This is a genomic window from Blautia sp. HCN-1074, from assembly GCF_037890165.1.
Classification (GTDB): Bacteria; Bacillota; Clostridia; order Lachnospirales; family Lachnospiraceae; genus Blautia_A.
This window is the reverse complement of the sequence record NZ_JBBKBP010000009.1, coordinates 77,196-103,032: the sequence shown is the minus strand read 5'-3', so window position 1 is coordinate 103,032 and position 25,837 is coordinate 77,196. Positions and strand designations below refer to the sequence as shown.

21 protein-coding genes are annotated in these 25,837 nt (G+C 41.9%); all 21 read right to left on the bottom strand.

Annotated elements, in window-relative coordinates; translation table 11 throughout:
* Positions 1–24: 24 nt before the first annotated feature.
* Positions 25–2,004, bottom strand: coding sequence for a diguanylate cyclase (locus WKT11_RS09900; RefSeq protein WP_117676454.1), 1,980 nt, complete (start codon positions 2,002–2,004; stop codon positions 25–27).
* A 446-nt stretch (positions 2,005–2,450) separates the two neighbouring features.
* Positions 2,451–3,506, bottom strand: coding sequence for a 16S rRNA (cytosine(1402)-N(4))-methyltransferase RsmH (gene rsmH / locus WKT11_RS09895; protein WP_117676453.1), 1,056 nt, complete (start codon positions 3,504–3,506; stop codon positions 2,451–2,453).
* 18 nt (positions 3,507–3,524) lie between these two features.
* Complete coding sequence (locus WKT11_RS09890; protein ID WP_117676452.1) at positions 3,525–6,176, bottom strand: heavy metal translocating P-type ATPase; 2,652 nt, start codon at positions 6,174–6,176, stop codon at positions 3,525–3,527.
* A 74-nt stretch (positions 6,177–6,250) separates the two neighbouring features.
* Positions 6,251–6,565 (bottom strand): metal-sensing transcriptional repressor, encoded by a 315-nt coding sequence (locus WKT11_RS09885; RefSeq protein WP_117676451.1) that lies wholly within the window; start codon positions 6,563–6,565, stop codon positions 6,251–6,253.
* A 345-nt stretch (positions 6,566–6,910) separates the two neighbouring features.
* Complete coding sequence (locus tag WKT11_RS09880) at positions 6,911–8,230, bottom strand: MATE family efflux transporter (protein WP_117676468.1); 1,320 nt, start codon at positions 8,228–8,230, stop codon at positions 6,911–6,913.
* Between the two features lie 67 nt (positions 8,231–8,297).
* Positions 8,298–9,698 (bottom strand): tRNA (N6-isopentenyl adenosine(37)-C2)-methylthiotransferase MiaB, encoded by a 1,401-nt coding sequence (gene miaB / locus WKT11_RS09875; protein ID WP_117676450.1) that lies wholly within the window; start codon positions 9,696–9,698, stop codon positions 8,298–8,300.
* A gap of 82 nt (positions 9,699–9,780) precedes the next feature.
* Positions 9,781–10,677, bottom strand: a complete 897-nt coding sequence (locus WKT11_RS09870; RefSeq protein ID WP_340284069.1) for a M14 family zinc carboxypeptidase — start codon at positions 10,675–10,677, stop codon at positions 9,781–9,783.
* A 171-nt stretch (positions 10,678–10,848) separates the two neighbouring features.
* Positions 10,849–12,927 (bottom strand): hypothetical protein, encoded by a 2,079-nt coding sequence (locus tag WKT11_RS09865; protein WP_117676448.1) that lies wholly within the window; start codon positions 12,925–12,927, stop codon positions 10,849–10,851.
* A 140-nt stretch (positions 12,928–13,067) separates the two neighbouring features.
* Positions 13,068–14,309 carry a glutamate-5-semialdehyde dehydrogenase gene (locus tag WKT11_RS09860; protein WP_445291939.1) on the bottom strand — a complete coding sequence of 414 codons (1,242 nt, stop codon included), beginning with the start codon at positions 14,307–14,309 and terminating at the stop codon, positions 13,068–13,070.
* A 23-nt stretch (positions 14,310–14,332) separates the two neighbouring features.
* Entirely contained in the window at positions 14,333–14,890 is a 558-nt protein-coding gene (locus tag WKT11_RS09855; protein WP_117676446.1) for a 5-formyltetrahydrofolate cyclo-ligase, read from the bottom strand.
* Entirely contained in the window at positions 14,868–15,089 is a 222-nt protein-coding gene (locus WKT11_RS09850; protein ID WP_117676445.1) for a DUF896 domain-containing protein, read from the bottom strand. The genes WKT11_RS09855 and WKT11_RS09850 overlap by 23 nt, the downstream gene beginning before the upstream one ends.
* A gap of 72 nt (positions 15,090–15,161) precedes the next feature.
* The gene (proB, locus tag WKT11_RS09845; protein ID WP_117676444.1) at positions 15,162–16,019 is read right to left on the bottom strand and encodes a glutamate 5-kinase; all 858 of its coding nucleotides are present in this window, start codon (positions 16,017–16,019) and stop codon (positions 15,162–15,164) included.
* Positions 16,020–16,062: 43 nt separating this feature from the next.
* Positions 16,063–16,557, bottom strand: coding sequence for an rRNA maturation RNase YbeY (ybeY, locus tag WKT11_RS09840; RefSeq protein WP_117676443.1), 495 nt, complete (start codon positions 16,555–16,557; stop codon positions 16,063–16,065).
* Positions 16,554–17,564: a PhoH family protein gene (locus tag WKT11_RS09835; RefSeq protein ID WP_117676442.1), complete on the bottom strand. Its 1,011-nt coding sequence runs from the start codon at positions 17,562–17,564 to the stop codon at positions 16,554–16,556. The genes ybeY and WKT11_RS09835 overlap by 4 nt, the downstream gene beginning before the upstream one ends.
* A 353-nt stretch (positions 17,565–17,917) precedes the next feature.
* Positions 17,918–19,123: a sporulation protein YqfD gene (locus WKT11_RS09830; RefSeq protein ID WP_117676441.1), complete on the bottom strand. Its 1,206-nt coding sequence runs from the start codon at positions 19,121–19,123 to the stop codon at positions 17,918–17,920.
* 16 nt (positions 19,124–19,139) lie between these two features.
* The gene (locus tag WKT11_RS09825; RefSeq protein ID WP_117676440.1) at positions 19,140–19,424 is read right to left on the bottom strand and encodes a YabP/YqfC family sporulation protein; all 285 of its coding nucleotides are present in this window, start codon (positions 19,422–19,424) and stop codon (positions 19,140–19,142) included.
* 60 nt (positions 19,425–19,484) lie between these two features.
* On the bottom strand, positions 19,485–20,021 hold the full coding sequence (locus WKT11_RS09820) for a DUF2284 domain-containing protein (RefSeq protein WP_117676439.1): 537 nt from the start codon (positions 20,019–20,021) through the stop codon (positions 19,485–19,487).
* Positions 20,022–20,186: 165 nt separating this feature from the next.
* Complete coding sequence (gene rlmH, locus WKT11_RS09815; RefSeq protein ID WP_117676437.1) at positions 20,187–20,666, bottom strand: 23S rRNA (pseudouridine(1915)-N(3))-methyltransferase RlmH; 480 nt, start codon at positions 20,664–20,666, stop codon at positions 20,187–20,189.
* A gap of 92 nt (positions 20,667–20,758) precedes the next feature.
* Entirely contained in the window at positions 20,759–21,859 is a 1,101-nt protein-coding gene (locus WKT11_RS09810) for a chitobiase/beta-hexosaminidase C-terminal domain-containing protein (RefSeq protein ID WP_119243810.1), read from the bottom strand.
* A 13-nt stretch (positions 21,860–21,872) separates the two neighbouring features.
* Complete coding sequence (locus WKT11_RS09805) at positions 21,873–24,608, bottom strand: FtsK/SpoIIIE family DNA translocase (RefSeq protein ID WP_117676435.1); 2,736 nt, start codon at positions 24,606–24,608, stop codon at positions 21,873–21,875.
* A 129-nt stretch (positions 24,609–24,737) separates the two neighbouring features.
* Positions 24,738–25,616: an undecaprenyl-diphosphate phosphatase gene (locus WKT11_RS09800; protein ID WP_117676434.1), complete on the bottom strand. Its 879-nt coding sequence runs from the start codon at positions 25,614–25,616 to the stop codon at positions 24,738–24,740.
* Positions 25,617–25,837 lie beyond the last annotated feature (221 nt).

Below are 25,837 nucleotides of genomic sequence, written 5' to 3'. Positions count from 1 at the left end.
GGACAGGGGACTTCAGGGAATTTTTTAACAGTTTCTCTCTTCCAGATATTCCAGACATTCATTTACACCTTTAATACCAAGTTCCTTGCGTACTTTATCCTGAATTTCCACCAGACATTCCAAAAGAAGAGGATTAAACATTCCGCATTCTCCATTCAGGATCATCTCCATTGCCTTTTCATGAGAATATGCTTTCTTATATACCCGGTCGCTTACCAGGGCATCATACGCATCTGCCAGTGAGACCACCTGGGCAGATATAGGGATTTCTTCTCCCTTCAGGCCATCCGGATATCCTTTTCCATCATAACGTTCATGATGCCAGCGGCATATTTCATAGGCATATTTCATCATCTCTTCATCATGATACATTTCCAGACTGTCAAGCATCCGGGCACCTATGATCGTATGCTGTTTCATAGCTTCAAATTCTTCCTTTGTAAGCTTTCCGGGTTTGTTCAGAATTTTTTCATCAATTCCAATCTTACCGATATCATGAAGTGCGGAAGCTGTGGCAATCATATGCTGCTGAGACCAGGAAAAATTGTAATTCTCTGATTTTCGCATCAGTCTCTCCAGCAAAAGCTGAGTCAGAATATTAATATGCAGCACATGAAGCCCGCTTTCACCATTTCGGAACTCTACAATCTGACTGAGAATTCCGGTCATCATACGGTTGTTTTTCTCTTTTTCATAAATCTGATCTGTTACCAGATGAATCAGGCGCCTTTGCTTGGCATAAAGCTTGATCATATTGATAACCCGCTGATATACCACCTTGGTATCAAATGGTCTGCTTATATAATCCGAAGCTCCCAGTTCGTAGGCACGGCGGATATAACTCTCTGATCCTTCACTGGAAATCATGATCACCGGTATATCCTCGATCCATTTATCTCTGTTCATATAGGCGAGTACTTCAAATCCATCCATTTTGGGCATAATAATATCCAACAGGACCAGGGAGATTTCAGTTCCATGCTGCTCCAGCATCTTCAGAGCCTCTTCCCCGTCACAGGCCTCCAGGATCCGGTATTCCTTTCCCAGAATTTCCTTAAGTATCTCACGGTTCATTTCAGAATCATCAACGACCAGAAGCTGGGGCAGGTTTCTTTTTTCCACCCTGTCTGTATTTTGCTTCTGATCCCACCGGGTCACTACTATATTTTTATGTCCCTTGGCCATATACATAAGTCTGTCTGCTTTGGTGATCGCTTCCTCCAATCTGCCGTGGGTAAACATAGCTCCACCAATGCTCACTGAAAGCTTCAGACGATTAAAACCCGGAATATGTGTCGCATGGATCTTCTCCTGGATCATACGAAGCTTCTGTGAAAAGATTTCTTTCTCAATTCCAGGCAGGATCAACAGAAATTCATCTCCTCCATAGCGCACCAGAATATCCGTACGACGGATATAATGCCGAATTACATTCACTACGGTTGTCAGTACCAGATCTCCTCCATCATGGCCATAAGTGTCATTGAACAATTTAAAATCATCCAGATCGATAACTGCAACTCCGGCATTCAAAGACATATTTTTGACTTTTTCCTCAAAATATCTGCGGTTATACGCCCCTGTCAGCACATCTTTATACAGCTTTTCGCTATATACAGTCAGCTTTTCCGTCAGTTTTTCATATCCTTCCTCATCAGTCAGTGTGTTTTCGTCCAGCTTTTTCAGCATTTCCATTACATAAGGCTCACTGTCAATCTCCAGATACCTTGCAAATACCTGATACATATCAGAATCAAGAAATTCAATTTTGGATGTCTGTTTCTTTTCATTCAGCGCTTTAACGGAAATGCAATTTTCACATCTTTTATCTTTATTCCAGAAAGCATAACACTGACAAAGATTTTTTTCTCCTTCAAGCTTATTTTCCATTCCGGAAGTCTGCAGATCACTCCCTTTCAGGAGACGGACTACATCAAAAATCTCCCGAAGCACCTCCATTTTATTCTCTGCTTCCTGCATCGTCATTTGTTTCCACTCGATCATTATTTTCAGCCTCTCACGAACAACATTTTTTTCTGCAATATAAACTTGTATTATTATACCACTTACTCATCATACAGTACAACAATAATATTTTTTCTTTATCTTCTAAGTTGCCTTACTGTTACTGTTCACACGCCACTATCCCACGAGGTGTTTTGGCATGAATATGCCAAAATCCCGAGACATACAAGCCAAAATTCCATTGCCGCAGGCAATCTGGAATGAATTTTGGCTACGTTACTGTGAACGGAGTGAACAGTAACGCCTTACTGGTTTCTTTCCATAATACAAAAGAGGCTTGTCACAATGATATCCTATTCCCGGAAACAAGAATACCCTGATGTTTCCACCAGGGTATCCGTTTCTTTTATATTTTATTATCTCTGTAATATACAGAACCAGTTCTGTATCATTCCTTATTTACTTTTCAGGCCATACAAAATCTGCTATTTGTTTTTCACAGCCCAGCGCATTTTAGTAGAGCGGGCTCTTCCATTCTGTGCACATTCCTGAGCAGATGGACGGATCACATCTTTTGCATAATCAGAGTAAATTCCTGCTTTGTATCCTTCTTTGAGAGCTTTCTTTACAAGTTTATCCTCTCCGGAATGGAATGTAAGAATAGCTACACGTCCGCCTGGGCGCAGTGCATCCGGCAGTTTCTCCATAAATTCATACAATACTTCAAACTCGCGGTTCACATCGATACGGAGCGCCTGGAAGGTTCTCTGACAAGTTTTCTTAATCGTATCTTTCTTCTCTTTTTCCGGAAGAAAATCCAGAGTTTTTTCAATTACCTGACGCAGTTTTGTGGTTGTATCAATACAGTTTCCTTTACGGATTTCATCAGTTATCGCTTTGGCAAGCTCTTCACAGTATGGCTCGTCAGAATTCTCATAGAGCATTCCTGCCAGCTCATCTCTGGTAATGGTATCCAGGCGTTCTGCTGCACTGATACCAGCATCCTGATTCAAACGAAGGTCCAATGGTCCATCGACTTTAAATGAAAATCCTCTTTTCGGATTATCAATCTGCATGGATGAAACGCCAAGGTCTGCAAGAATGAAATCAAATCCTCCCACTTCCTTTGCAATTTCATCGATCGTACAGAAATTCTGAAGCTTCACCGTGAGAAGATCTTCTCCGAATCCCTGATCCGCAAGACGTTTCTTTGTTTTATCAGATTCCTCCGGGTCTACATCTGTAGCATAAATATGTCCCTTGCCATTCAGACATTTAAGCATCTCTTTGGTATGACCGCCATAACCTAATGTAGCATCAAATCCGATCTCTCCGGGCTGAATATTCAGAAAGTCTATGATTTCCTTAACCATAATGGAAATATGCATCCCGGCAGGAGTATTTCCCTTCTGAATCACATGCTCAATAGTATCCTTATATTTCTCCGGCTGTAATTCCTTGTATTTTTCTTCAAATTTCTTTGGATATTTTCCTTTATAGCGCACCCGTCTTTTGTGTGGTGTCTGGATCTGATTTTCCATAGCCTCTCCTTTACACATTTATTCCTGTGTAATACCGGTTACTTCATAACCAGCTTCTTTGATCACTTCGCGGATTTTATCCTCATTCAGTTTCTCCGGTGCATGGATCACTGTTGTTCCTTTTTCGTGGGAAGAAACTACATCTTCTACACCGAACGCTTCTTTCACTGCTTTGTTTACGTGTGCTTCGCAGTGTCCACACATCATTCCTGTTACATTTACTGTGATTGTTGTCATACCTTTATTCTCCTTGTTTTCTTTTTTATTTTCTTGATCTTTATGATCATGAATTTCATTATTGTTTATATTATTGTCAGCCATATCAGAAGCTGCATTGCGTGTTGTATGATTTCCTGTACTGTCTGCAATATGAGAAGCTCGTAATTCATTCTGCTTAATCTTCTTATCTTTCGATGAGTCATGTACTTTAAACAGATTTAATCTGAGAGCATTTGTAACTACACAGAAACTGGAAAGACTCATTGCCGCCGCACCAAACATAGGATTAAGTGTCCATCCGAAAATCGGAATCCACACACCTGCCGCAAGTGGAATACCTATCACATTGTAGAAAAATGCCCAGAAAAGATTTTCATGGATATTCTTAAGTGTTGCACGACTTAAACGAATCGCTGCCGGAACATCACTGAGCCGGCTCTTCATCAGTACCACATCTGCTGCGTCAATTGCAACATCTGTACCTGCTCCGATCGCAATTCCGATATCTGCTCTGGTAAGTGCCGGGGCGTCATTGATACCATCTCCTACCATAGCAACACGTCCCTGTTCTTTCAGAGAACGGATTACACTCTCTTTGCCATCCGGAAGTACACCTGCAATTACTTCATCAACACCTGCCTGTGCTCCGATTGCCTTTGCAGTACGCTCATTGTCACCCGTAAGCATGACAACACGGATTCCCATATTCTGTAACTCTTTTACTGCCTGAGGACTATCCTCTTTCATAACATCAGCTACTGCGATCATACCGATCAGCTTATTGTTTTTTGTGAAAAGCAGTGGGGTTTTTCCTTCTCCTGCCAGCTTTTCAGCCTGTAATATCAGTTCCGGTGCAATGGATATCTGATTGCTGATATATTTCATGCTGCCGCCCGTCAGAACTTCATTATCTAATACCGCACGAAGTCCATTTCCCGGAAGTGCCTGAAAATCAGAAACTTCTCTGGCTGTGATCTGTCTTTCCTCTGCCTTTGCAAGAATCGCTTTGGCAAGAGGATGCTCACTCTTCTTCTCCAGTGCATACGCATAGGTAAGAAGTTCTTCTTCCGAAATTCCGTCTGCCGGAACCAGATCTGTCACCTGAGGTTCACCTTTTGTGATCGTTCCTGTCTTATCTAATGCAACAATCTGTATCTTTCCTGCTTCTTCCAGAGAAACTGCTGTTTTAAACAGAATTCCGTTCTTTGCACCCATTCCGTTTCCAACCATGATAGCAACCGGTGTGGCAAGTCCAAGTGCACATGGACAACTGATAACAAGAACAGAAATGCCTCTTGCCAGAGCGAAACCAAATGGTCTGCCCACAAGTAGCCAGATAATCGTTGTGATAATGGCAATACTGATAACTGCCGGAACAAAAACTCCTGAAACGCGGTCAGCAATCTTTGCGATTGGTGCTTTGGTGGCTGCCGCATCACTGACCATCTTAATAATCTGTGAAAGTGTAGTGTCTTCTCCTACACGGGTTGCCTCACATCTGATAAATCCTGACTGATTTACCGTTGCGGCAGAAACCGCATCTCCCGGATTCTTATCTACCGGAATGCTCTCGCCGGTAAGTGCCGACTCGTTTACTGCACTGTTTCCTTCCAGGATCACACCATCCACCGGAATATTCTCTCCCGGGCGGACTACAAAGATATCACCTTTGCGCACCTGCTCAATCGGTACTGTAGATTCCTGGCCGTCACGCACAACTACTGCTGTCTTAGACGCCAGTTTCATAAGACCCTTGAGTGCATCTGTTGTCTTGCCTTTCGAACGGGCCTCCAACATTTTTCCAACTGTGATCAGAGTAAGAATCATGGCAGCAGACTCAAAATAAAACTCCATCATATAGTTCATAACTGCCGCAGAATCTCCGTCTACCTGTGCCCTTGTCATGGCAAAGAGTGCATAAACACTCCACACAAAAGAAGCCATTGAACCGAGTGCTACCAGTGTATCCATATTTGGAGCGCGATGCCAAAGGCTCTTAAATCCACTGATAAAGAATTTCTGGTTGATAACCATTACGATTCCTGCAAGTAAGAGCTGTACCAGTCCCATTACGACATGATTATCATTAAACCATGCCGGAAGCGGCCAGCCCCACATCATATGTCCCATTGAAAAATACATCAGCACAAGCAGGAAACCTGCTGATGCGATCAATCTTCTCTTTAATATTGGGGTTTCATGATCTTCCAGTGCTTCTTCCGCTGCTGATGCAGACATCTGTGCTCCGGAAGCTCCTTTTAGTGAAGCGCCGTATCCTGCATCCTGTACTGCCTTGATGATCTCGCCTGAGCTGGCAGTTCCTTCCACTCCCATGGAGTTTGTCAGCAGGCTGACAGAACAGGATGTCACACCCGGAACCTTGGATACAGCCTTCTCAACTCTGCTGCTGCAGGCTGCACAACTCATCCCGGTTACGTTGTATTGTTCCATTTTCATTCCTCCTCGTATTTCTATTTCGTAACTGTTCAGTATTTTCACTGTTAGTAAACTGCTGAATAGTCACTCTATTTCATAAGCCTCTGCAAAGTAGCAACCAACTCATCAATTGTCTCATCCTTACCTTCCCGGATATCTCTGGCAACGCAGGTACGGATATGATTCGCAAGCAGTTCTTTGTTAAATGCATTTACTGCCGCATTTACCGCAGCAGACTGAATCAGAATATCATTGCAATATGCATCATTCTCCAGCATACCGATAATTCCACGAATCTGTCCTTCTACGCGTTTGAGACGATTGATCAGCTTTCTGCGTTCCTCTTCGGAACGGTCTGTGTGCTTCTCACAGCAGGGACAGGCCTTCTTTTGTGTATCTGTCATATAGTATACCTCCTATCGATAAACCAAATAATATTTCAAAGTAAATAGATATTTCGCAACTCATTCATATCGGATTAGCTAATATATTTTTCCATTCTATTCTCTGTCCTTTTCAAATACCCTATCAGGGTATCACTACAATGATTACTATATACCCCAACGGGGTATTTGTCAATACTATATTTTTATAAATCCCATACATCTCGAAACATATTGCTGAAAATGGCGCAAACCGCAATATTCCGCAGATAAAACTCTGATTCTTTTATAACTATAAAAAGAGCCTTCACAGAAACGCTGTCCAGCCTATGTTGACAACAGTATTTTCTGCAAAAGCTCTTATTACTATCCTCTATGTACTTTTTTTCTTACAAAATAGAAGCAAATCACCTGCATAATGATCGTCAATATCCAGGATACCGGATAGGAAATAAACAGAATTGCCAGTGATCTGTGATGTGGAAAGATTCCAAAAATCCACACAATTCTGGTTCCAACAGTTCCGATTACAGACAAGATCATTGGAACAGCGGAATGTCCCATTCCACGTAAAGCTCCCGGAAACAGATCCATGATTCCGCAAAGGAAATACGGTACTGTGGTATAAGAAAGAATTTCCATTCCACATCGGATTACATCTGTGTCCTTGGTGTAAATCTTAAGAAGTTCCGGTCCGAAGAAACAGGCACTGCATCCAAGTGTAAGTGCCGTAACCATGGAAATAATGATGCAGTCAATCAGAACTTTATCCATACGCTTAAACTTACGCACACCATAATTCTGACTGGTAAAACTCATACATGCCTGTGTAACAGAGTTCACAGCTACATACAGAAATCCAAAAATATTATTGGCTGCTGTATATCCCGCCATGGCAATCGATCCAAAAGAATTTACAGAAGACTGCAACAATGCATTGGAAAAATTAATGACTGTGCTCTGGATTCCCGCTGGAATTCCCACATGGAAAATCTGTTTCAGATAATCCTTATTAATCCTGAGTTTCGAAAAATACAGCTGGTAACTGGTCTGCGAATTACATAAACATCTGATTACCAGAATACAGGAAATCATCTGGGAAATTACTGTAGCAATGGCAACTCCTGCCACATCCAGATGAAATATAATCACAAGTATCATGTTTAATATGGCATTCACAACTCCTGAAACAACTAAGAAAATCAATGGCCTTTTCGTATCGCCTACCGCTCTTAAAATTGCTGCTCCATAATTATATAACATAAAAAACGGCATACCAAGAAAATAAATTTTCATGTACAGAGCTGACTGTCCGATTACATCCGCAGGTGTCCCCATTAATTCCAACGCACCCCGGGAAAAAATCAGTCCAACAAATGCCATAACCACACCACTGATCAACGCCAGAGTTACCGAAGTATGAACCGTATCCGACATCTCTTTGCTTTTACCGGCTGCAAAAAAACGGGCAGCAAGTACATTCGCACCAAGCGAGATTCCGATAAACAGGTTAGTAAACACATTAATCAGTGCAGTGGTAGAACCTACCGCTGCAAGTGCCTGACTTCCACTGAATCGTCCAACCACCACGATATCTACAGCATTGAACATCAGCTGTAAAATTCCCGACAGCATTAAAGGCAATGAAAACGAAATCAGCTTGTCCATGATGGTTCCGTTGCACATATCTATTTCGTATTTATTTTGTTTCACTTTATCTTCCACCCTCTATAGTCCTGTTTTTCTGCCGGAATCAGTCTACAAGTGTTCCGAAATAGTAGAATCCCTTGCAGGTGTCCAGTTTTACTTTCACATATTTACCGATCAGATCCTGACATCCCGGGAAATGAACGAGAAGATTGTATTCTGTTCTTCCTGTAAAGATCCCTTTTTCTTTGCTCTCTTCTTCTACAAGAATCTCCTGCACGGTTCCCTCGAAACGAGAAGAAGCCTTACGGCCTTTCTCCTGCACCAGTGCAAGGAGACGGTCAAAACGATCTTTTACTACATCTTCAGGTACCTGGTTCTCCATTTTTGCTGCAGGTGTTCCGCTTCTCTTAGAGTAGATGAATGTGAATGCAGAATCGAAATCGCATTTCTCAACCACATCCAACGTATCCTGGAAATCTTCCTCTGTTTCTCCCGGGAATCCTACGATGATATCTGTAGTCAGGGAAATGTCCGGCACTGCTTTGCGGATTTTGTTTACAAGTTCCAGATATTTCTCTTTGTCATAACGGCGGTTCATAATCTTTAAGATACGGCTGCTTCCAGACTGCATCGGCAGGTGAAGGTGGTGGCACACTTTCTTGCTCTCAGCCATTGTCTGGATCAATTCATCAGAAAGATCCTTCGGATGAGAAGTCATGAAACGGATTCTCTTTAATCCCTCAATCGCCTCTACCTGCTTCAGAAGCTGCGCAAAAGTAACCGGATGCTCCAGCGTCTTACCATAAGAGTTAACATTCTGTCCCAGAAGCATTACTTCTGTCACACCATCTGCAACCAGTGCTTTGATTTCTTCCACGATTGCCTCCGGCTCGCGGCTCTTCTCTCTTCCTCTTACATACGGCACGATGCAATAGCTGCAGAAATTATTGCAGCCAAACATAATATTTACACCTGTTTTAAAGGAATATTTACGATCAGCAGGCATTCCCTCTACGATCTCATCAGACTCTTTCCAGACATCAATGATCTGTCCTTCTGTGTTTAAGCTTCTGTAAAAAAGTTCCGGAAATTTATGGAAATTGTGAGTACCGAAAACCAGATCTACAAAAGAATAATCCTTGTGAATCTTCTCGATAACTTCCGGTTCCTGCATCATGCATCCAAATAATACGATCTTCATCTCCGGTTTCTTTTTCTTAATGCTCTTTAAATGTCCAAGATGTCCATAAATCTTCAGGTTCGCATTCTCACGGACTGTGCAGGTATTATAGATAACAACATCTGCTTCTTCTTCCTTAAATACTTCTTTATAGCCCATTCGTTTTACGATTCCGGCTACTGTCTCTGTCTGCAGGGAATTCATCTGACATCCAGCATTCTGAATAAAGAAAGCTGGCTCTTTCTCATATTTTTCTTTAACGATCTCTGTGCATTTATTGATATATTCTAATTGTACTTTACTTTCCTGTGTATTATTGTTCACTCTTGATTCCTCATCTTTCTATAAAAAGTAATCTTCAGGGCGTCCTTTTTATCATACAAAATTTGTCCTCTTATGTCAAACGCTATTTTACAAACGCACCACTGTTTAACGAATAAATATATTCCAACGGAATCATTCTTAATTCCTCTATTTCTCCCTTACGGTAATCTGGGATTTCAATCGCCATAGAAGGCTGCCGGATCACTTCCGCATAAAATTGTTCCGGTGATCCCATATCTGGTTTTGTCCCTGTTTTTCTCGTCATTGCACCTCCGGCGATTCCTTTTTCCAGACGGTATCCTGAACATTTCTGCAAATGCCTTGCAAGCCGATAATTTCTTTGATTATAGGCAAATCCTTTCTCCTGTCTGCAGTAAATGATCTTTCCTCTTGAATAACTGAAGGTAAGAAGTCCTTCACTTGAATATTCCTGAAAAATATTGATCAGCGCCCTGGTCTCATTTTCACTGGCAGGTTCCTGATTGATTTTTTTGCGCTGATAATAATTTGTAGGGAAATTTCTCCGCAGATCAATCCCCCTGGCATTGCTTTCATAATCATCCACCGGTTTATCCTGCATTTTCAACATTTGTCTGTAGATCGGATTTCGGATCGCACCATATCCTTTCTCTGAGATTTCATAACTGTCAGGATTCAGGATCGGAATAGCACAGATCCTTACTTTATCCAGAAGTCTTTGAACTTCATAACTCTCACCCATAATCCAGTTGCTTTCATAGGCCACGCAATACTCTTTTATATTCGATAACAAGTATTCCGGAAGATTGCCATCTCCACTTTCTATTCCACTCAGGCAGAAAATACATCTGTCACCTTTTCCTATTTCCAGCATGGGAATCATCCTGTCATCGTGACTTCTTCCGATTACCCTGAATTGTGCAAACTCTCCATATCTCTGTCCGATTTCCCATATTGTATAATAAAGTTTCTCATATGTACCCGACTGTTCTGCTGCCATACCGGCCATCCTCCTTTCATTCGCAAAGATTGCGCTCTATACTATATATATGAAAAGAGACAGATCCTAAGACCTATCTCTTAAAAATTTTTCCTGTCGGATATTTATATATTTCGTATTTCCTATTCAGACTATCTGAATCCATGAAATGCCTTACCAATTCTCTGGATATTACATTTCTTTCTTACGTCTTCTTACAAGCACATATCCACCAGCAAGAACAGATGCAGCTGCCAGAGCAAACATAGTTCCGATCGGTGATTCATCACCTGTGGATACTGCGGATTTGGATGTACCGTTTGTGCCATTAGCATATGTGGTAGGTGTTACATCTGTAGTTCCTCCGTCTGTTGTTCCATCACCGGAAGTTGTTCCATTACCATTTGTGCCGTCTGCACCCGGTGTCACACTTGCCTGAGCCAGAGGAGCTGCCTTAAACTGATAGGACAGAATCTCTGAAGCATCTGTGTCTTCCCAGTTAGTTCCGCTATACACCTGTTTATTATATTTAATATAGATTGTGTACGCTTTCTCTGCATCTGTATAGATACCATTCTTAGCGCCAATCTTCCATGATGTATTCCATGTTGACGGATTCTGAGACATGCTCCATCCTGCCGGAACCCATCTTACATCTCCCTCTCCAGGATTGTTGTTCTGAGTACCTGCTCCAATTACCTTGAAATCATAAAATGTATTTGGATAGAATACAAGAGCATTCTCAAATCCCTGTACAACGCTCTCATTTACATTCGGTACAACTGCGGTATGAGGCGGAGTTGGAGTAGGAGTTGCAGGTGCTGACGGACGTTCTGCTTCAATTGGTTTGAACACTGCCGCTGCATGCTGCTTTTTATCTTCACTTACAACACATACATAAATATCTACTTCATGCTCCGGAAGTTTGGTAACTTTTTTTGTTACATTCGTATCAGCATCGATATCACTGCCTTTTTTGGATGTATCGATTGTAGGTGCTTTTTCACCACGTTTTACTGTTTCGATATAGTAAGTACCTTTTACATTGGACTGGAAAGTAACCTCTACGCTGTTATGTCCGGTCCATTTCATGTCAATTCCTTTTACAACCATATCCACACCCGGTGTCGGAGTCGGTTCTGCCGCGCTTACAAGTGTACCATCATCAGCAAGTTTGTAAGCAGAATCACCCTCATATGTAATCTGAGAGATAACATCTGACAGTGTTACATCTGTAACGCCGTCTGCAAGTTTTACCACAGTTCTTCCTGCCGCAGCTTCTTGAACAGCTAATCCAATTGTAGAACCTGTAACTGCACCATTTACATTAATAATGCCATTTTTATCAAGTACCACATTACTTGCAGTTTCCGGTGTAGAATTAATGACTGTATTTCCTGTAACGCTTACTGTTCCGCGTATACTTACTGCACCCTCACTGTAAATTGCTCCGCCTGTTGTAGCAGAGTTTCCTGTAATCGTACCACCTAAAAGATAGACGTTACCATCGGCTGTATTACTGATCGCACCGGCATTTCCAGTTGTTTTATTTCCTGTCAGAACTGCATCATCAGTTAATCCATAGTTACCGCTTACAACCTCTACAATAGAACCAGTAACACCATCACCAGATCCATCAACCGTCAGACTGCCGGATCCGATAGCAGTTCCATTGGAATCTGTTACAGAACCACCTGCCATCTGCAAATTACCACCATTTACAGTAAACATGCTGCCTGTGAATCCTGCTGCACGTTTGATTGTAGTATCTTCCGCTGCAACCAGCATAATATTCTTAGTAGCCGGAACATCTACAGTAGCATTCAGTTCAATCTCACCTTTTACTTTAACATAAGTAGGTGTGCCTGTCAGATCTGTTGTATCCGGTACTGCTGCAAACGCATCTGCAAGAGTTGTATAAGACTGATCACCAACTACGATTGCTGCCGCAGCATCAGCTTCTGCAGCCTGAGCATCTGTTTCATCCTGTGCAGGGGTTTCTTCTTCCTCTGCCGGTGTTTCCTCAGCTGGTGTCTCTGTCGGATCTGCTGCCGGATCTTCCGCCGGTGTTTCATCGGCTGGTGCCTCATCGTCTGGTGTCTCTGCTGGATCTTCTGCCGGTGCTTCTGTATCTGCTGCATCAAGTTCTCCGGAAACTTCCTCACTTGCTGCTTCCACTGCTGTATCTGCTGCTGCAAATGCGGCTGTCGGTGCCATTCCCACGGACAATGCACTTGCCATTAATAAAGCAAAAAGTTGTTTTTTTCTCATTTTATGTCCTCCCGTGAATGAGTTTATAATCAAATCTGTTACTGCCTGCTATCCTTCTTTCCTCCCGGGAAGCAGGTGGTAACCCCAAATCTGAGATGAAGTATATCACATCTTTCAGAAAAAATCAATGTTGCTGTTGGCTATGGACGGACCTGTCCATTTCCATAAATAATATATTTCGTTGTGGTCAGAGCCTGCAGTCCCATCGGTCCTCTCGCATGAAGCTTCTGCGTACTGATACCAATCTCTGCTCCAAAGCCAAACTCAAAGCCATCCGTAAATCGTGTAGAAGCATTCACATAAACCGCTGCCGCATCCACTTCGTCCAGGAACTTCTGTGCATGCTCATAATTATTTGTGATAATAGCCTCTGAATGCTTGGTATTATACTTATTAATATGAGCAATTGCCTCTTCCACAGAAGAAACCACTTTGATTGAAAGAATATAATCCAGATATTCCTTTCCCCAATCCTCTTCTGTAGCATGTACCGCTCCCGGAATCAGATCATATGCCGCTTCATCTGCACGGATTTCCACATGTTTCTCCTGAAGGCGTTTCGCAAGGACAGGAAGAAATGCATCTTTGATATCTTTATGTACAAGAACGGACTCGCAGGCATTGCATACACCAACTCTCTGAGTTTTTGCATTAATAATAATGTTTGCCGCCATCTGCAGATCTGCTGTCTCATCTACATACGTATGACAGTTACCTGTACCTGTCTCAATAACAGGAATGGTACTCTGTTCTACTACCGCTTTGATCAGGCCTCGTCCTCCACGTGGGATAAGCACATCCACATATTGATTCATCTTCATAAATTCAGCCGCTGTCTCTCTTGAAGTGTCAGAAATAAGCTGAATTGCATTCTCTGTCACTCCCTGCTCTTTCAGAGTTTCTCTGATGCAGTTTACGATTGCTTCATTTGAATGGATTGCATCGCTTCCGCCTTTTAAAATCACTACATTACCTGTCTTAAAGCATAACGCAAATGCATCCGCTGTCACATTTGGTCTTGCCTCGTAGATAATTCCAATTACGCCAAGCGGTACTCTTTTCTGTCCGATAAGTAACCCATTCGGACGTTTCTTCATTCCCAGCACTTCTCCGATCGGATCTTCCAGAGCAGAAACCTGTCGCAGCCCCTCTGCCATTCCTTCAATTCTGCTCTCTGTAAGGAGAAGTCTGTCAATAAGTCCCTCTGGCATATGATTACGTTTTCCTTCTTCTACATCCAGTGCATTGGCACTGATCAATGTCTGCGCATCTTTTACCAGTCTGTCTGCCACTGCAAGAAGCACTTCATTCTTCTTGTTTGTGGAAAGATTTCTCATTTCTGTTTCGGCTGCCTTTGCATTCATGCCAAGGCGATTCAGCATCTCATTCATGTCCCGGTCTCCTTTCAGTCAGTAAGATAGCATGTCTCCTCTTCTGTTACCACGATCTGCGGGCAGATATCTGTAGGTTCTGTCGGAACCTCCGGCAACATCTGAAAAGAAAATGCGACAGCAACCCGCTCAAGCTGCGGATGCTTCTCAAGATAGCGGTCATAAAATCCTCCGCCATATCCAACCCTGTGATTCTCTCTGTCAAAAGCCACGCCTGGCATGATCATAAGAGCCTCTGGCCATTCAACAATCTCCCCCGATGCCGGTTCGGGAATCCCAAAGTATCCAGGTTCAAGCTGTGAAAAATCGGTCAGTTTATAAAATACCATATCCTTTTCCACAACCTTTGGAACTGCAACTTCCTTTCCGGCCTTCCATGCCTCTTTTATAAGATACTCCGTTACAACTTCATGATTGTAATCTGCATATACCAGAATCTGACTGGCGTTTTTGAATGCAGGAAGCGCTGTCACTCTTTCGGTGATTATAAGACTCATAGTTCTTATCTGCTCATCACTGCGCAGCTTTCTTTCTGCAAAAATTTTCTTTCTAATGTCTTTTTTTGATTCCATATCTCTCACCCAGATTAACGATACTTCCATCTTCCTGTTTTACATCAATATTATCAAGCTGAGAACGCAGATTCATGCGGACAGATGCCAGATACTCCTTACGGAGCAGATCTCTCTCTTTTTTCTCTTCTTCTGTAAGTCCTACGCTCTTCGCTTTATGTGCAAGTGCATTAATACGGTCAATCTTTTCGACTTCCATAGTATTTCTCCATTTCTTAGCTATATATTTAATTTCTTTATTTCACAAGAAAACATCCTGTTTGCAGACCTCTTACAACAGTCTGTCAATAATATCGATCAGGTAAACTTCCTCTTTGGACTGGCTTACAAACAGTGTGCCGTAATTACGTCCTTCTGTAATCTTATGGATGATATGGAAATCTGCTCCATTTGCAATTACCATATCCACGCCTGCTGCTGATGCAATCTGTGCAGCAGTCAGCTTTGTAGCCATTCCTCCGGTTCCTACCTTACTTCCTGAAGTTCCTTTTCCCATGTTGAGCAGTTTATCATCCAGGTTCTCTACCACATCAATAAATTTCGCATTCGGGTTTGTGTTCGGATCATCTGTAAAAAGTCCATCGATATCAGATAACAAAATCAGCAGATCAGCCTGAACAAGAGCTGCAACCACTGCCGACAGTGTATCATTATCACCGAATTTCTCCAGGTTCTGAAGCTCATAGGTAGAAATAGAGTCGTTCTCATTTACAATAGGGATAACTCCCAGACTCAGCAATTCATTAAAGGTATTCTGCGCATTCTTTCTGTTGATATTATTTACCATCGTATTTTTGGTCATCAGAATCTGTGCAGATGGCTGATTATACTCTGAAAAAAGTTTCTGATAGATCATCATCAGTCTGGCCTGTCCTACTGCCGCACAGGCCTGCTTTCCTTTAAGTTCCGTCGGCTTTTCTTTCATTCCAAGTGCGGCAACTCCTGTTGCAATAGCACCTGAAGAAACAAGAATTACATCTTTTCCCTGATTACGCAGATCACTGAGTTCTCTTGCAAGAACTTCCAGCTTGCGGAGGTTCAGTCTGCCTGTCTCCGGATGTGTCAGGGAAGAAGAACCAATTTTGATTACAATACGTTTTTTATTCTTAAGTCTTTCCCGGTAATTCATTCTTTTGTTACTCCATTTATATAACTTTAATTTTTGACGCTCTCTAACGAGTAATTCCAAGTTCATCCAGCGCTTTTGCCTGTTTCGCTTCCATAACAGTCGCTTCTTCAGATGTCATATGATCATATCCAAGAAGGTGAAGCATACTGTGCGCCACCAGGAAACAGAACTCTCTGGTTACACTGTGTCCGTATTCCTCTGCCTGTGCAAACACCTTATCCACTGAAATCATAATGTCTCCCAAAAGGAGTTCATCGGTGTCAAGGTCAAAATAAGATTCATCTTCTTCTACGATTTCATATCCTGCCGGTGTCTCAAAAGGAATCATGGGAAAAGAAAGTACATCTGTCGCCCTCTCAATATCACGAAACTCTGTGTTAACTCTCTTAATCTCCTCATTATCTGTAAGCACCAGGTTCACCTGCGCCTCATAGGGACATTCTTCCATTTCAAGAACCTTATCGGCTACTTTTACTGCCAGAGTCTCATAATCGATTCCCAGTTCCCGGTCTGTCTCATAATCGATCTGCATATTCATCGTTCATTTCCCCCGTTTCTGCGTCTTGCCGGTCTTTCAGGCTTTTGTTTCTTTTCATAATCATCATACGCCTGAACGATCTGCTGTACCAGCGGATGACGGACAACGTCTTTGCTGGTAAGCTGACAAAAACCAATATCATCTATTTTCTTCAGTACTTTCATTGCTACATCAAGTCCTGACGTAGCATCTCTTGGAAGGTCCTTCTGGGAAGCATCTCCTGTAATGATTACTTTAGAACCGAATCCTATACGCGTCAGGAACATTTTCATCTGTGCAGGAGTCGTATTCTGCGCCTCATCAAGGATGATAAATGCATTATCAAGTGTACGTCCTCGCATATAGGCAAGAGGTGCTACTTCAATCAGACCACGTTCCATATTCCTGGCAAAGCTGTCAGCTCCCATGATCTGATACAATGCATCATAAAGCGGTCTCAGGTATGGATCGACCTTGCTCTGAAGATCTCCCGGGAGAAAGCCCAGCTTCTCTCCTGCTTCGATTGCCGGACGTGTCAGAATAATTCTGCTGACCTCCTCGTTTCTGAAAGCAGTTACCGCCATCGCCATTGCCAGATAAGTTTTACCTGTACCGGCAGGACCTACGCCAAAGACAATCATCTTCTTACGAATCTGTTCTACATAATCCTTCTGTCCAAGTGTCTTCGGTTTAATAGGTCTTCCCTGAATCGTATTGCATATAAAATCTTTATCTATCTCAGTAAGAACCTCATTTCTCTGCTCCATTGCCAGAGAAAGAGCATAATTTATGTTCTGTCTTGTGATCGTGTTGCCTCTCTTTGCAAGCACCACAAGCTCTTCTATTAATTTCTTCGCAGAAGATGCGCTCTGTTCATTGCCAAGTATCTTAATAATTCCGTCTCTGGAAATCACCGTTACGTTCAGTGTTCTCTCAATCAGTTTAAGATGCTCGTCAAACTGGCCAAATACATTTGATTCCAGATCAGCAGGCACTTCTGTGTGTAATTCAATAATGTTACCAGCCATCCTGTGATGTCCTTTCATGTACATAATTCTGGATTACCATTCGCCTGGGCTGTTGCCCGCGAAAGAACCAGATGTGTCTATTGTAACACCTCCTTGCAAGTTTTTAAATAAAAACTTCCCTCATTTACCTATTATTTTGTGAAGTTTCTGTGTCGGCATTTATCGTCAATATAGCATAGAACCTGTTTAGTTACTGTTCACACGACACTATCCCGCGAGGTGTTTTGGCATGAAAATGCCAAAATCCCGAGACATACGGCGCGAATTTATGCGATCAGCATAAATTCTGTGCATCGCGAAGCGTGTTACTGAGAACGAAGTGAACAGTAATCCTGTTTACAGGTCAAACTCCCTCACCGGATTTTTGTATCTTTCTCCTTTATCACCTGTTCTTTACCAATCTGTTCTATGACTTGTATGGTTCCCCTCGTAATGCAAGACTGTCCGGTAATTCTGGTTGTTATATTAGTTTTTAAAATCTTCACATTATCTTCCAGAAGTTTTTTCTCGTATTTTTGTAATTGCTGTGCAGCCTCCCCATTGGCCGCTTCCGGCGTATAAGTTTCTTCTTTTGATTCATAATTTACAACTTTTGCCCGTCCGATCCATACAGGCAGCAGAAAATTCTCTGTAATATGCAAAGGTTCTTCCTCCGTAACACATCGCTGACTTTGAACCACCGGTCCGTATAATCCAAGATACCATTGTCCTATGCGAAAGTATAATCCACGTTTTATTTTTCCAGCTGGTTTTTCCACCGGATGCTTCATTGAAAATTCCTGATAATATGAAATCTGTCTGGAAATAAAAATGTCTGCATCTGCATGAACATATTCATTTCTCACGATTTCCTGGTTGTCATTCATAATATGAAGTTCTCCGGATACCAGAAGTTCCCCCTTTTTACATACATCCCCGGGGTTCTTCACAGGTACTCCACAACGAACGATCATATCCGTAATTATCCCTTCTTTATCTGCGATCAAGTCACAAGGACTTGTATCCGCAGAATCTTCTTTTTCAGTAATTCCCTCCTGAAGTTCGAGAATCAGACGGGTTCCTTCTATCCTTGCAGATACCCATGTAGTTTCTGTGAATTTTCTTCGTACTGCTGCCGCAAGCTCAGAACAATTCACTTTCTTTTTCGCCATTCCGTGAACGATACCCTGTTCATCAAGGAAATCCAGTATCTCTCCTGTACCGTTTCGGACATTTCCCTCTATATGAATATTCCAGATTCTCCCCGTCATAAAAAATATCAGAACACATCCAAGAAGCATTCCTGCAAAAAAAGCTTTTCTTTTTTTATTTGCGAAAAAAAAGAAGGGCATTCCCCGTTTTTGTATAATCTGAATATGTACACCTGTTTTACTCCGAACCGGTCTTAAGCGCCAGAAATCTCCTGCCCGCATTTGAGCAGTAACCTGATCATTATTTTTGTACTGTATTTTCTCCATATAAATCTTTCTGCTTCTGCAGAGATTTAAAAAGCGTTCCGGATATTCTCCTCTCACAAGAATGATTATGTAACCATATATTAATTTCAGGATTTTTTCCATTCCCACCACCTGATTTTTATGTCATCTGCTTCTTTGGATAAATACCTGAGATATTCCCGGTCACCTTCATTGCGCTGGAAGTATACCAGAGAATCTCCAGATTTTTTCCACAGATGCTTACCTTTCCCCGAAGAGACCGGACTACAATTTCTGTAGGTGTATATCTGGAAATAGACTTATAATTCTCAATGAGAATTTCCATTGAACCAGTCATAGTAATAATCGTTTCACTATATGCCAGATCAGGAGGAATCTCTAACGCTGATACCATCTGTTCCTTCCACCGTCCCAATTTTCCCATAAAAAAATCCCTCCGGCTTTTAGTATCAGTCTATGCCGGAGAGATTATACAAATTCCAGTTTAACGAAACAGAACCATAGAAAACCACAGAATGGTATTTCCTCCAAGATTATATTCCATAGATTCGCGCTCTACGATCTCATTTACTACCACGCCATGGCTCTCCAGACATGGATGCATCCGCTCTGGATGCCTGCAGGGTTTTCCTTCCTTGTATGCGCATTTTTCACAGATATCGCAGGATTCTGTCGAAAGGATATATGTCTCATATCCTTCCCTGTTCAGGTATTTTCCCACCTCTGTGGTCAGATCTTCGTGCGCATGTCTGGTAGATAACATTTCTTCCATATTCATAATATCCGAAACTTCCGCCACACTGGAAAAGAAAACAGCCTGTGGAAAACTTCTTATTTTCTTTTCACATTCCTCTAAAGTACCCACTGCCGGCGGACAGGCCCAGGTAGAATCATAACGCTCACATTCTTCTCTGCAGATCGTACGCACGCGCTCTTCTACTCCGATATCCTTTGTATCAAGCAAACGATATTCAAAAATGGGATATTGCGAAATAAACTCTTCAAATTTTTCTGTGTTCATGTCTTTTGTCTTCTTTCATTTTATATTCGTATTGTGCAGCACTCATATTATAAGATGTCAGGATCAAAAGATCAGAAAGTCGTTCGTGCTTGCACGATAAGACTTTTGAACTTAACATCATTATAATATCCTATCAGATATTCACCATCCGCAGAAATCCCGCATTTATTTGTGATATGGCTCATGGTTCATGATGCGGTAACTTCTGTATATCTGTTCCAGAAGAATCATCTGCATCAACTGATGAGGAAATGTCATCTTTGAAAAACTCAGCTTATAATCCGCACGTTTTAACACCCTGTCGCTTAATCCCAGTGATCCGCCGATTACAAAAGCAATGGAGCTGATACCAGAAACCCCCAGTTTTTCAATCTTTTCAGAAAGCTCTACCGAATCCAGCATTTTTCCATCAATCGCCAGCGCGATCACATAATCCTGTTCCCGGATATGCTTCATCAGACGCTCTCCCTCTGTATCTTTGATCTGTATATTTAATGCTTCCGATGCCTTATCAGGTGTTTTCTCATCGGCTACCTGACAAAAAGTCAGTTTACAGTATCTGCTGAGTCGTTTCGCATATTCTGCAATTCCATCAGATAAATATTTCTCTTTAATCTTTCCAACTGTAATAATACGGATTTCCATTATTTAATCTTCCTTACTTCTAATGTGTCAACAAAGTTACTGTCCACTTCGTAAACAGTAACCCGACAAATTCTAATTCAAAGCAAAAGCCACTAATATTGCAGATAATACTCCATCGTAGTCACTTTACTGACCTTACCATTGGCAGCTACAAGAATCACATTTAATTTATGATATCCAACAGGCATGGATATTGGCTGTTCATAAAGTGTACTGTTAATATCCGGCTGAGAATCAAACGCGTAATATGCCTTACATCCATCCGGCACAGTCACTTTTATTTTGGTTTTCTTATCATAATCGCCGGACTTTGGTGTTACCTCTGGTGCATCTGGTGTCTTCAGAACAATCACATATTTTCTGTAGATCATATCACTCTCAATGCCTTTATCATTCACACCAATCGCTTTAACTTCTGTCGTTCCCTCTCTCAAAGTAATCGGCTCTGTATACAACGCACTGTCTTTTGTAGGTACACTTCCATCCAGAGTATAATAAATCCGGGCATGATCTGCCCTCAATTCCAGAGTCTGTACCGATGCATAAGTACCCGACGCAGGATTTAACACAGGAGTTTCGCAGATATAATCACTGCATTTATCCTGAACTTCCTTACTTGCATGTTTCAGTACATTTCTTACTTCCTCAGTATTTCCGTTCTGTACAAGAAACTCCACATATTCCCTGTATAATGACACTCCGGCAGTTTTATTACGTATAAAAGGTTTCAAAACAAGAATTGCTGATTTCCTGTCTCCCAGCTTCTCCATACTCTTCGCCAACAAGAGATTTGCAGCCTCACTTTCCGGTTTCAAATCAAGGGCATCTTCCGCAATCTTTAATGCCCTTTCATAATTCTGCTGTTCATACTGCCTCTTTGCGCCGGAATACAAAGCCGAAAAAGAATGTAACTGCCGATAACACAGTGCCCCCAGCAATATTGCCGCAAATGCCACAAGACATATCAGCTGTTTTTTACTGATATGTCTGATATATCGCTTTTTTCTCTTCCATTTTTTTAATTTATTAAAATATTTAAACTTGGATTTCTTCTGTGGCGGACGATTCTGCTGCTCTTTCTTCATAAGTGTTTCTACAGAATCAAACTCTTTTACCCAAGGTATCTCTGCGAGACAATACGGGCAATACAAAGACCCCTTCTCCACTTCTTTGTGACATTTCGGACATTTCATAGGCAGTCCTCACTTACTGGTTCTCAAGATAATTCTGAAATTCTTCCATAGACATAAGAACTTTTCTCGGTTTAGTCCCCTCTTCCGGACCAACTACACCTGCATCGCAAAGCTGATCCATAATTCTGGCAGCACGATTAAAGCCAATTTTAAACATTCTCTGAAGCATGCCAATGGAAGCTTTCTCTTTTTCAATGATAAACTTACCAGCTTCCTCGAAATGTACATCCCTGTCATCACCAGACATTCCTGCTGCTGTTACAGGAGAGTTCACCTGCTGCTCAATCTGCTGGTTATATTGTACTCCCGGATTCTTATCTGCAAGAAACTCAACCACCGCACTGACTTCATCATCAGAAACAAACGCTCCCTGAAGTCTCGCCGGTTTCTGATATCCCTGCGGATAAAAGAGCATATCACCTTTTCCAAGAAGTTTCTCTGCTCCATTCATATCCAGGATTGTTCTGGAATCGACACCAGAGGATACAGAAAAAGCAATTCGAGAAGGCATGTTCGCCTTGATCAGACCGGTAATAACGTTTACAGATGGTCTCTGTGTCGCAATGATCAGATGAATACCGGCAGCACGTGCAAGCTGAGCCAGACGGCAGATCGCATCTTCCACCTCACCCGGTGCAACCATCATAAGGTCTGCAAGCTCGTCCACAATGATTACGATCTGAGGCATCTTTACCGGTTCTTCTTCCGCTCCTGCCTCCTTGATCTGTTCTGCTTTTCTGTTATATTCATCCAGATTACGCACACCATACTCTGCGAAAGTATTGTAACGATTTGTCATCTCCTGTACCGCCCAGTTTAAAGCTCCTGCCGCTTTTTTCGGATCTGTTACGACCGGAATAAACAGGTGCGGAATTCCATTATAAACACTAAGTTCTACTACTTTAGGGTCAATCATAATAAGCTTTACTTCTTCAGGTTTCGCTTTATATAAAATACTGATGATCAAAGTATTGATACATACGGATTTACCGGAACCTGTTGCACCGGCGATCAGAAGATGCGGCATCTTCGCAATATCCGTTACAACTGTCTTTCCTGCAATATCCTTACCTACAGCAAAAGATAGCTTGGATTTCGCTTTCTGGAACTCTTCTGACTGAAGCAGATCCCTGAGCATAACCGTACTGTTCTCTTTATTCGGAACCTCAATTCCTACTGCTGCCTTTCCCGGAATCGGTGCCTCAATACGGATATCAGGAGTTGCAAGGTTAAGCTTGATGTCATCTGCAAGACCAACGATCTTGCTGACCTTCACTCCCATCTCCGGCTGGAGCTCATAACGGGTAACCGTAGGGCCGCAGCTTACATTCATCACTGTCACATTTACTCCGAAGTTATGTAATACTTCCTGAAGCTTCTGTGCTGTTTTACGCAGATATGCATCAGAATCTCCCTGTGATTTATTGCTTCCTTTTTTAAGAAGATTTAATGTAGGAAATTTGTATTCTTTTTTTACGGCTTCTTCCTGCTGGGTAATCTCATGCTGAATATTTACAATTCCGCTCTGGATCTCTTTCTGAGAAGATTTAGGGTTCCTCGAAGGCTGCCGCGGTGCCTTCTCCTCCTGAAAAGGGGGCACATCCTCCGGCACTTTCGCTTGTTCAGAAGACCTGGAAACAGTGTCTGCGTAAGCCTCTTCTTTCTCAGCAAAGAAATCTTCTTCCTGAGGAATATTCTCATTTTCGTATATATCTGATGTAGTATCAGCTCTGTGAATCTCAAAATTCATCGGGGAACTCATATATTTTGTCGCAGTTTCATCCTGCTCCTGATTTATATTCTCATGAGCTGTATCAGTACCTGCATCTTCTGCTGACATTTCCGATGCTCTTGATACCGTCTTTTCTTCTTCACTGATTCTTTTTTTCTTTTTCTTCGGTTTCTCCTCCGGATATCCTGTCAGTTTGGTACCTTCAAGAAATCCACCTTTTTTCATTTTTTTCGCTTCAGCCGGATCAAGAAGGAAATCATCATCTGAAATCTCATCATCTCCGATCTCCTCTTCCAGTCTGCGGATTCGTTCTTCACGTCTTTCTTCACGCATAAGCTGGCGTTCACGGGCACGCTCCTCCCTGCGCATCGCACGCTCAGGCTGTCCCTGAACATATCGTGTATGTCCCTCTTTTACAAAATCACATATCTTTATAACGATCATAGTTATAAAATCCAACAGCGAACGCTGTGTAATAATGATCATGCAGACAACAAACGCCAGAATAATGATAACATAACCACCAATCGTACCAAATGCAGATGTGATTGAAATACAGATTGCTCCACCAATCAGTCCGCCTCCAGTTTTATAATCCGCGCTTAATGAAAAGTAATCCAGCAAAGTCGTGCTTTTCATATAGCCATCCGTAAGAAGCTGTGCAGCTCCGCACATAAATAAAAACATTACAAATGCTGCCGCAAGTTTCTTATATGCCAGACGATTCGTCCTGTTGATCAGAATAAAAGCCGCTTCTAAAAAGAACACGATTGGAAATAAATATGCCATCAGGCCCATCAGTCCAAAACAGAAGTTACTGATCGCATCTCCTACAAAACCTCCCACGCCAAAATTGCTTGCCATCAGAATCACGCAGGCTGCCAGGATCACAAATATTATAATCTCTGTCTGAAATTTACCTACTTCCTGCTCCATAGCCGTCGGCTTTTTCGCATTCCTTGTATTTTTCGTACCTTTCCCCGAACGTCCGGTATTCTTACTCTTTGATGCTGCCATTATAAGGCTTCCCTCCTTAATTCTCTTTTATATCTCTCACGAATAATTCCTTCGTTTGCCGTACATACCTGAAACCTCTGATACTCCCGGCCTCATATCCTAGAAATCACCTTATTAGTATACTGGCCCTTATAGAACAAAATTCAATGCCAGTGTAATAATACCGACCGCAAATGAATAATATGCAAAATAACGCAGTTTCATATTCTGAACCATCGCAACCGTACTTCGTATCACAAGACAGCCCACAAATCCTGCAATAACCATTGCAAATACATACGCAAAACCAAGTCCAACTGTCATCTCAGAAGCACCGAAATTTCCTATCTCAGTAAAAAAAGCGCCTACGATTGCAGGAAGGCTCATAAATACTGAAAAACGCACCGCAAATTTACGATTATATCCACATAAAAGTGCAGCGCATAATGTAAGTCCCATTCTTGAAATGCCCGGAAAAACCGCAAGTCCCTGACAGATACCAATCCACATGGCGCTGTCATAAGAAGCCTCTTTCGGACCTTTTTTTCCACCGGACTTATTCAAATCAGTTACCAGAAGCAGTACTCCCGTAAGTAAAAATCCAATTCCCGGAACGATTGGCGAATCAGCCGCCAAAAGCGCCAGTCTCCTTCCTGTGAATCCCAGAAGTGCTGTCGGAATCATTGAAATAACAAGAAGTGCCCCTAATTTCCGATATGTTCCCGTCACGATTCTTGCATAATTCAGATTCTTACCGGTTTTTTTGTTATAGATATAAATATTCAGATTCCCGATAAGATCCATAAACATTCCCAAAAGTTCCAGAGCTATCTTCTTTAAATCTTTCCGAAACAAAAATATAATTGCAGCAGCAGTCCCCAGATGGAGTATCGCTTCCAGCAGCAAGCCTGTTCCATGATTTATTCCCATAAGCTGTTCCAGTGCGCACAGATGCCCCATACTGCTGACAGGAAGAAATTCCACCACTGCCTGAATAACAGCCAGCAAAATTAAATATACAACTATCATAAACTGATCCTTTTTTCCATTTCCCGATGTTCCTTAGTACATCATTTCGCAGATACACTGTTCCTTACACCAAATACGAAGATACACTAATTATTCATCGATTAGTTTGTTCATTGCTGCTTATCCCGTTCTCAGCAAATGATTTATACTGTATGTCTTTTGCTACTACATGCATAAATAAACAGTAACTCTTTCCCGACAATTATAATTATTATAGCACA

Bases quoted from the DNA above. Each gene is read 5' to 3' on its own strand.
- WKT11_RS09900 (WP_117676454.1), bottom strand. From the start codon at position 2,004: ATGATCGAGTGGAAACAAATGACGATGCAGGAAGCAGAGAATAAAATG.
- rsmH (WP_117676453.1), bottom strand. From the start codon at position 3,506: ATGGAAAATCAGATCCAGACACCACACAAAAGACGGGTGCGCTATAAA.
- WKT11_RS09890 (WP_117676452.1), bottom strand. From the start codon at position 6,176: ATGGAACAATACAACGTAACCGGGATGAGTTGTGCAGCCTGCAGCAGC.
- WKT11_RS09885 (WP_117676451.1), bottom strand. From the start codon at position 6,565: ATGACAGATACACAAAAGAAGGCCTGTCCCTGCTGTGAGAAGCACACA.
- WKT11_RS09880 (WP_117676468.1), bottom strand. From the start codon at position 8,230: ATGTGCAACGGAACCATCATGGACAAGCTGATTTCGTTTTCATTGCCT.
- WKT11_RS09870 (WP_340284069.1), bottom strand. From the start codon at position 10,677: ATGGCAGCAGAACAGTCGGGTACATATGAGAAACTTTATTATACAATA.
- WKT11_RS09865 (WP_117676448.1), bottom strand. From the start codon at position 12,927: ATGAGAAAAAAACAACTTTTTGCTTTATTAATGGCAAGTGCATTGTCC.
- WKT11_RS09860 (WP_445291939.1), bottom strand. From the start codon at position 14,309: ATGCTGAATCGCCTTGGCATGAATGCAAAGGCAGCCGAAACAGAAATG.
- WKT11_RS09855 (WP_117676446.1), bottom strand. From the start codon at position 14,890: ATGGAATCAAAAAAAGACATTAGAAAGAAAATTTTTGCAGAAAGAAAG.
- WKT11_RS09850 (WP_117676445.1), bottom strand. From the start codon at position 15,089: ATGGAAGTCGAAAAGATTGACCGTATTAATGCACTTGCACATAAAGCG.
- proB (WP_117676444.1), bottom strand. From the start codon at position 16,019: ATGAATTACCGGGAAAGACTTAAGAATAAAAAACGTATTGTAATCAAA.
- ybeY (WP_117676443.1), bottom strand. From the start codon at position 16,557: ATGAATATGCAGATCGATTATGAGACAGACCGGGAACTGGGAATCGAT.
- WKT11_RS09835 (WP_117676442.1), bottom strand. From the start codon at position 17,564: ATGGCTGGTAACATTATTGAATTACACACAGAAGTGCCTGCTGATCTG.
- WKT11_RS09830 (WP_117676441.1), bottom strand. From the start codon at position 19,123: ATGGAAAAAATCCTGAAATTAATATATGGTTACATAATCATTCTTGTG.
- WKT11_RS09825 (WP_117676440.1), bottom strand. From the start codon at position 19,424: ATGGGAAAATTGGGACGGTGGAAGGAACAGATGGTATCAGCGTTAGAG.
- WKT11_RS09820 (WP_117676439.1), bottom strand. From the start codon at position 20,021: ATGAACACAGAAAAATTTGAAGAGTTTATTTCGCAATATCCCATTTTT.
- rlmH (WP_117676437.1), bottom strand. From the start codon at position 20,666: ATGGAAATCCGTATTATTACAGTTGGAAAGATTAAAGAGAAATATTTA.
- WKT11_RS09810 (WP_119243810.1), bottom strand. From the start codon at position 21,859: ATGAAATGTCCGAAATGTCACAAAGAAGTGGAGAAGGGGTCTTTGTAT.
- WKT11_RS09805 (WP_117676435.1), bottom strand. From the start codon at position 24,608: ATGGCAGCATCAAAGAGTAAGAATACCGGACGTTCGGGGAAAGGTACG.
- WKT11_RS09800 (WP_117676434.1), bottom strand. From the start codon at position 25,616: ATGATAGTTGTATATTTAATTTTGCTGGCTGTTATTCAGGCAGTGGTG.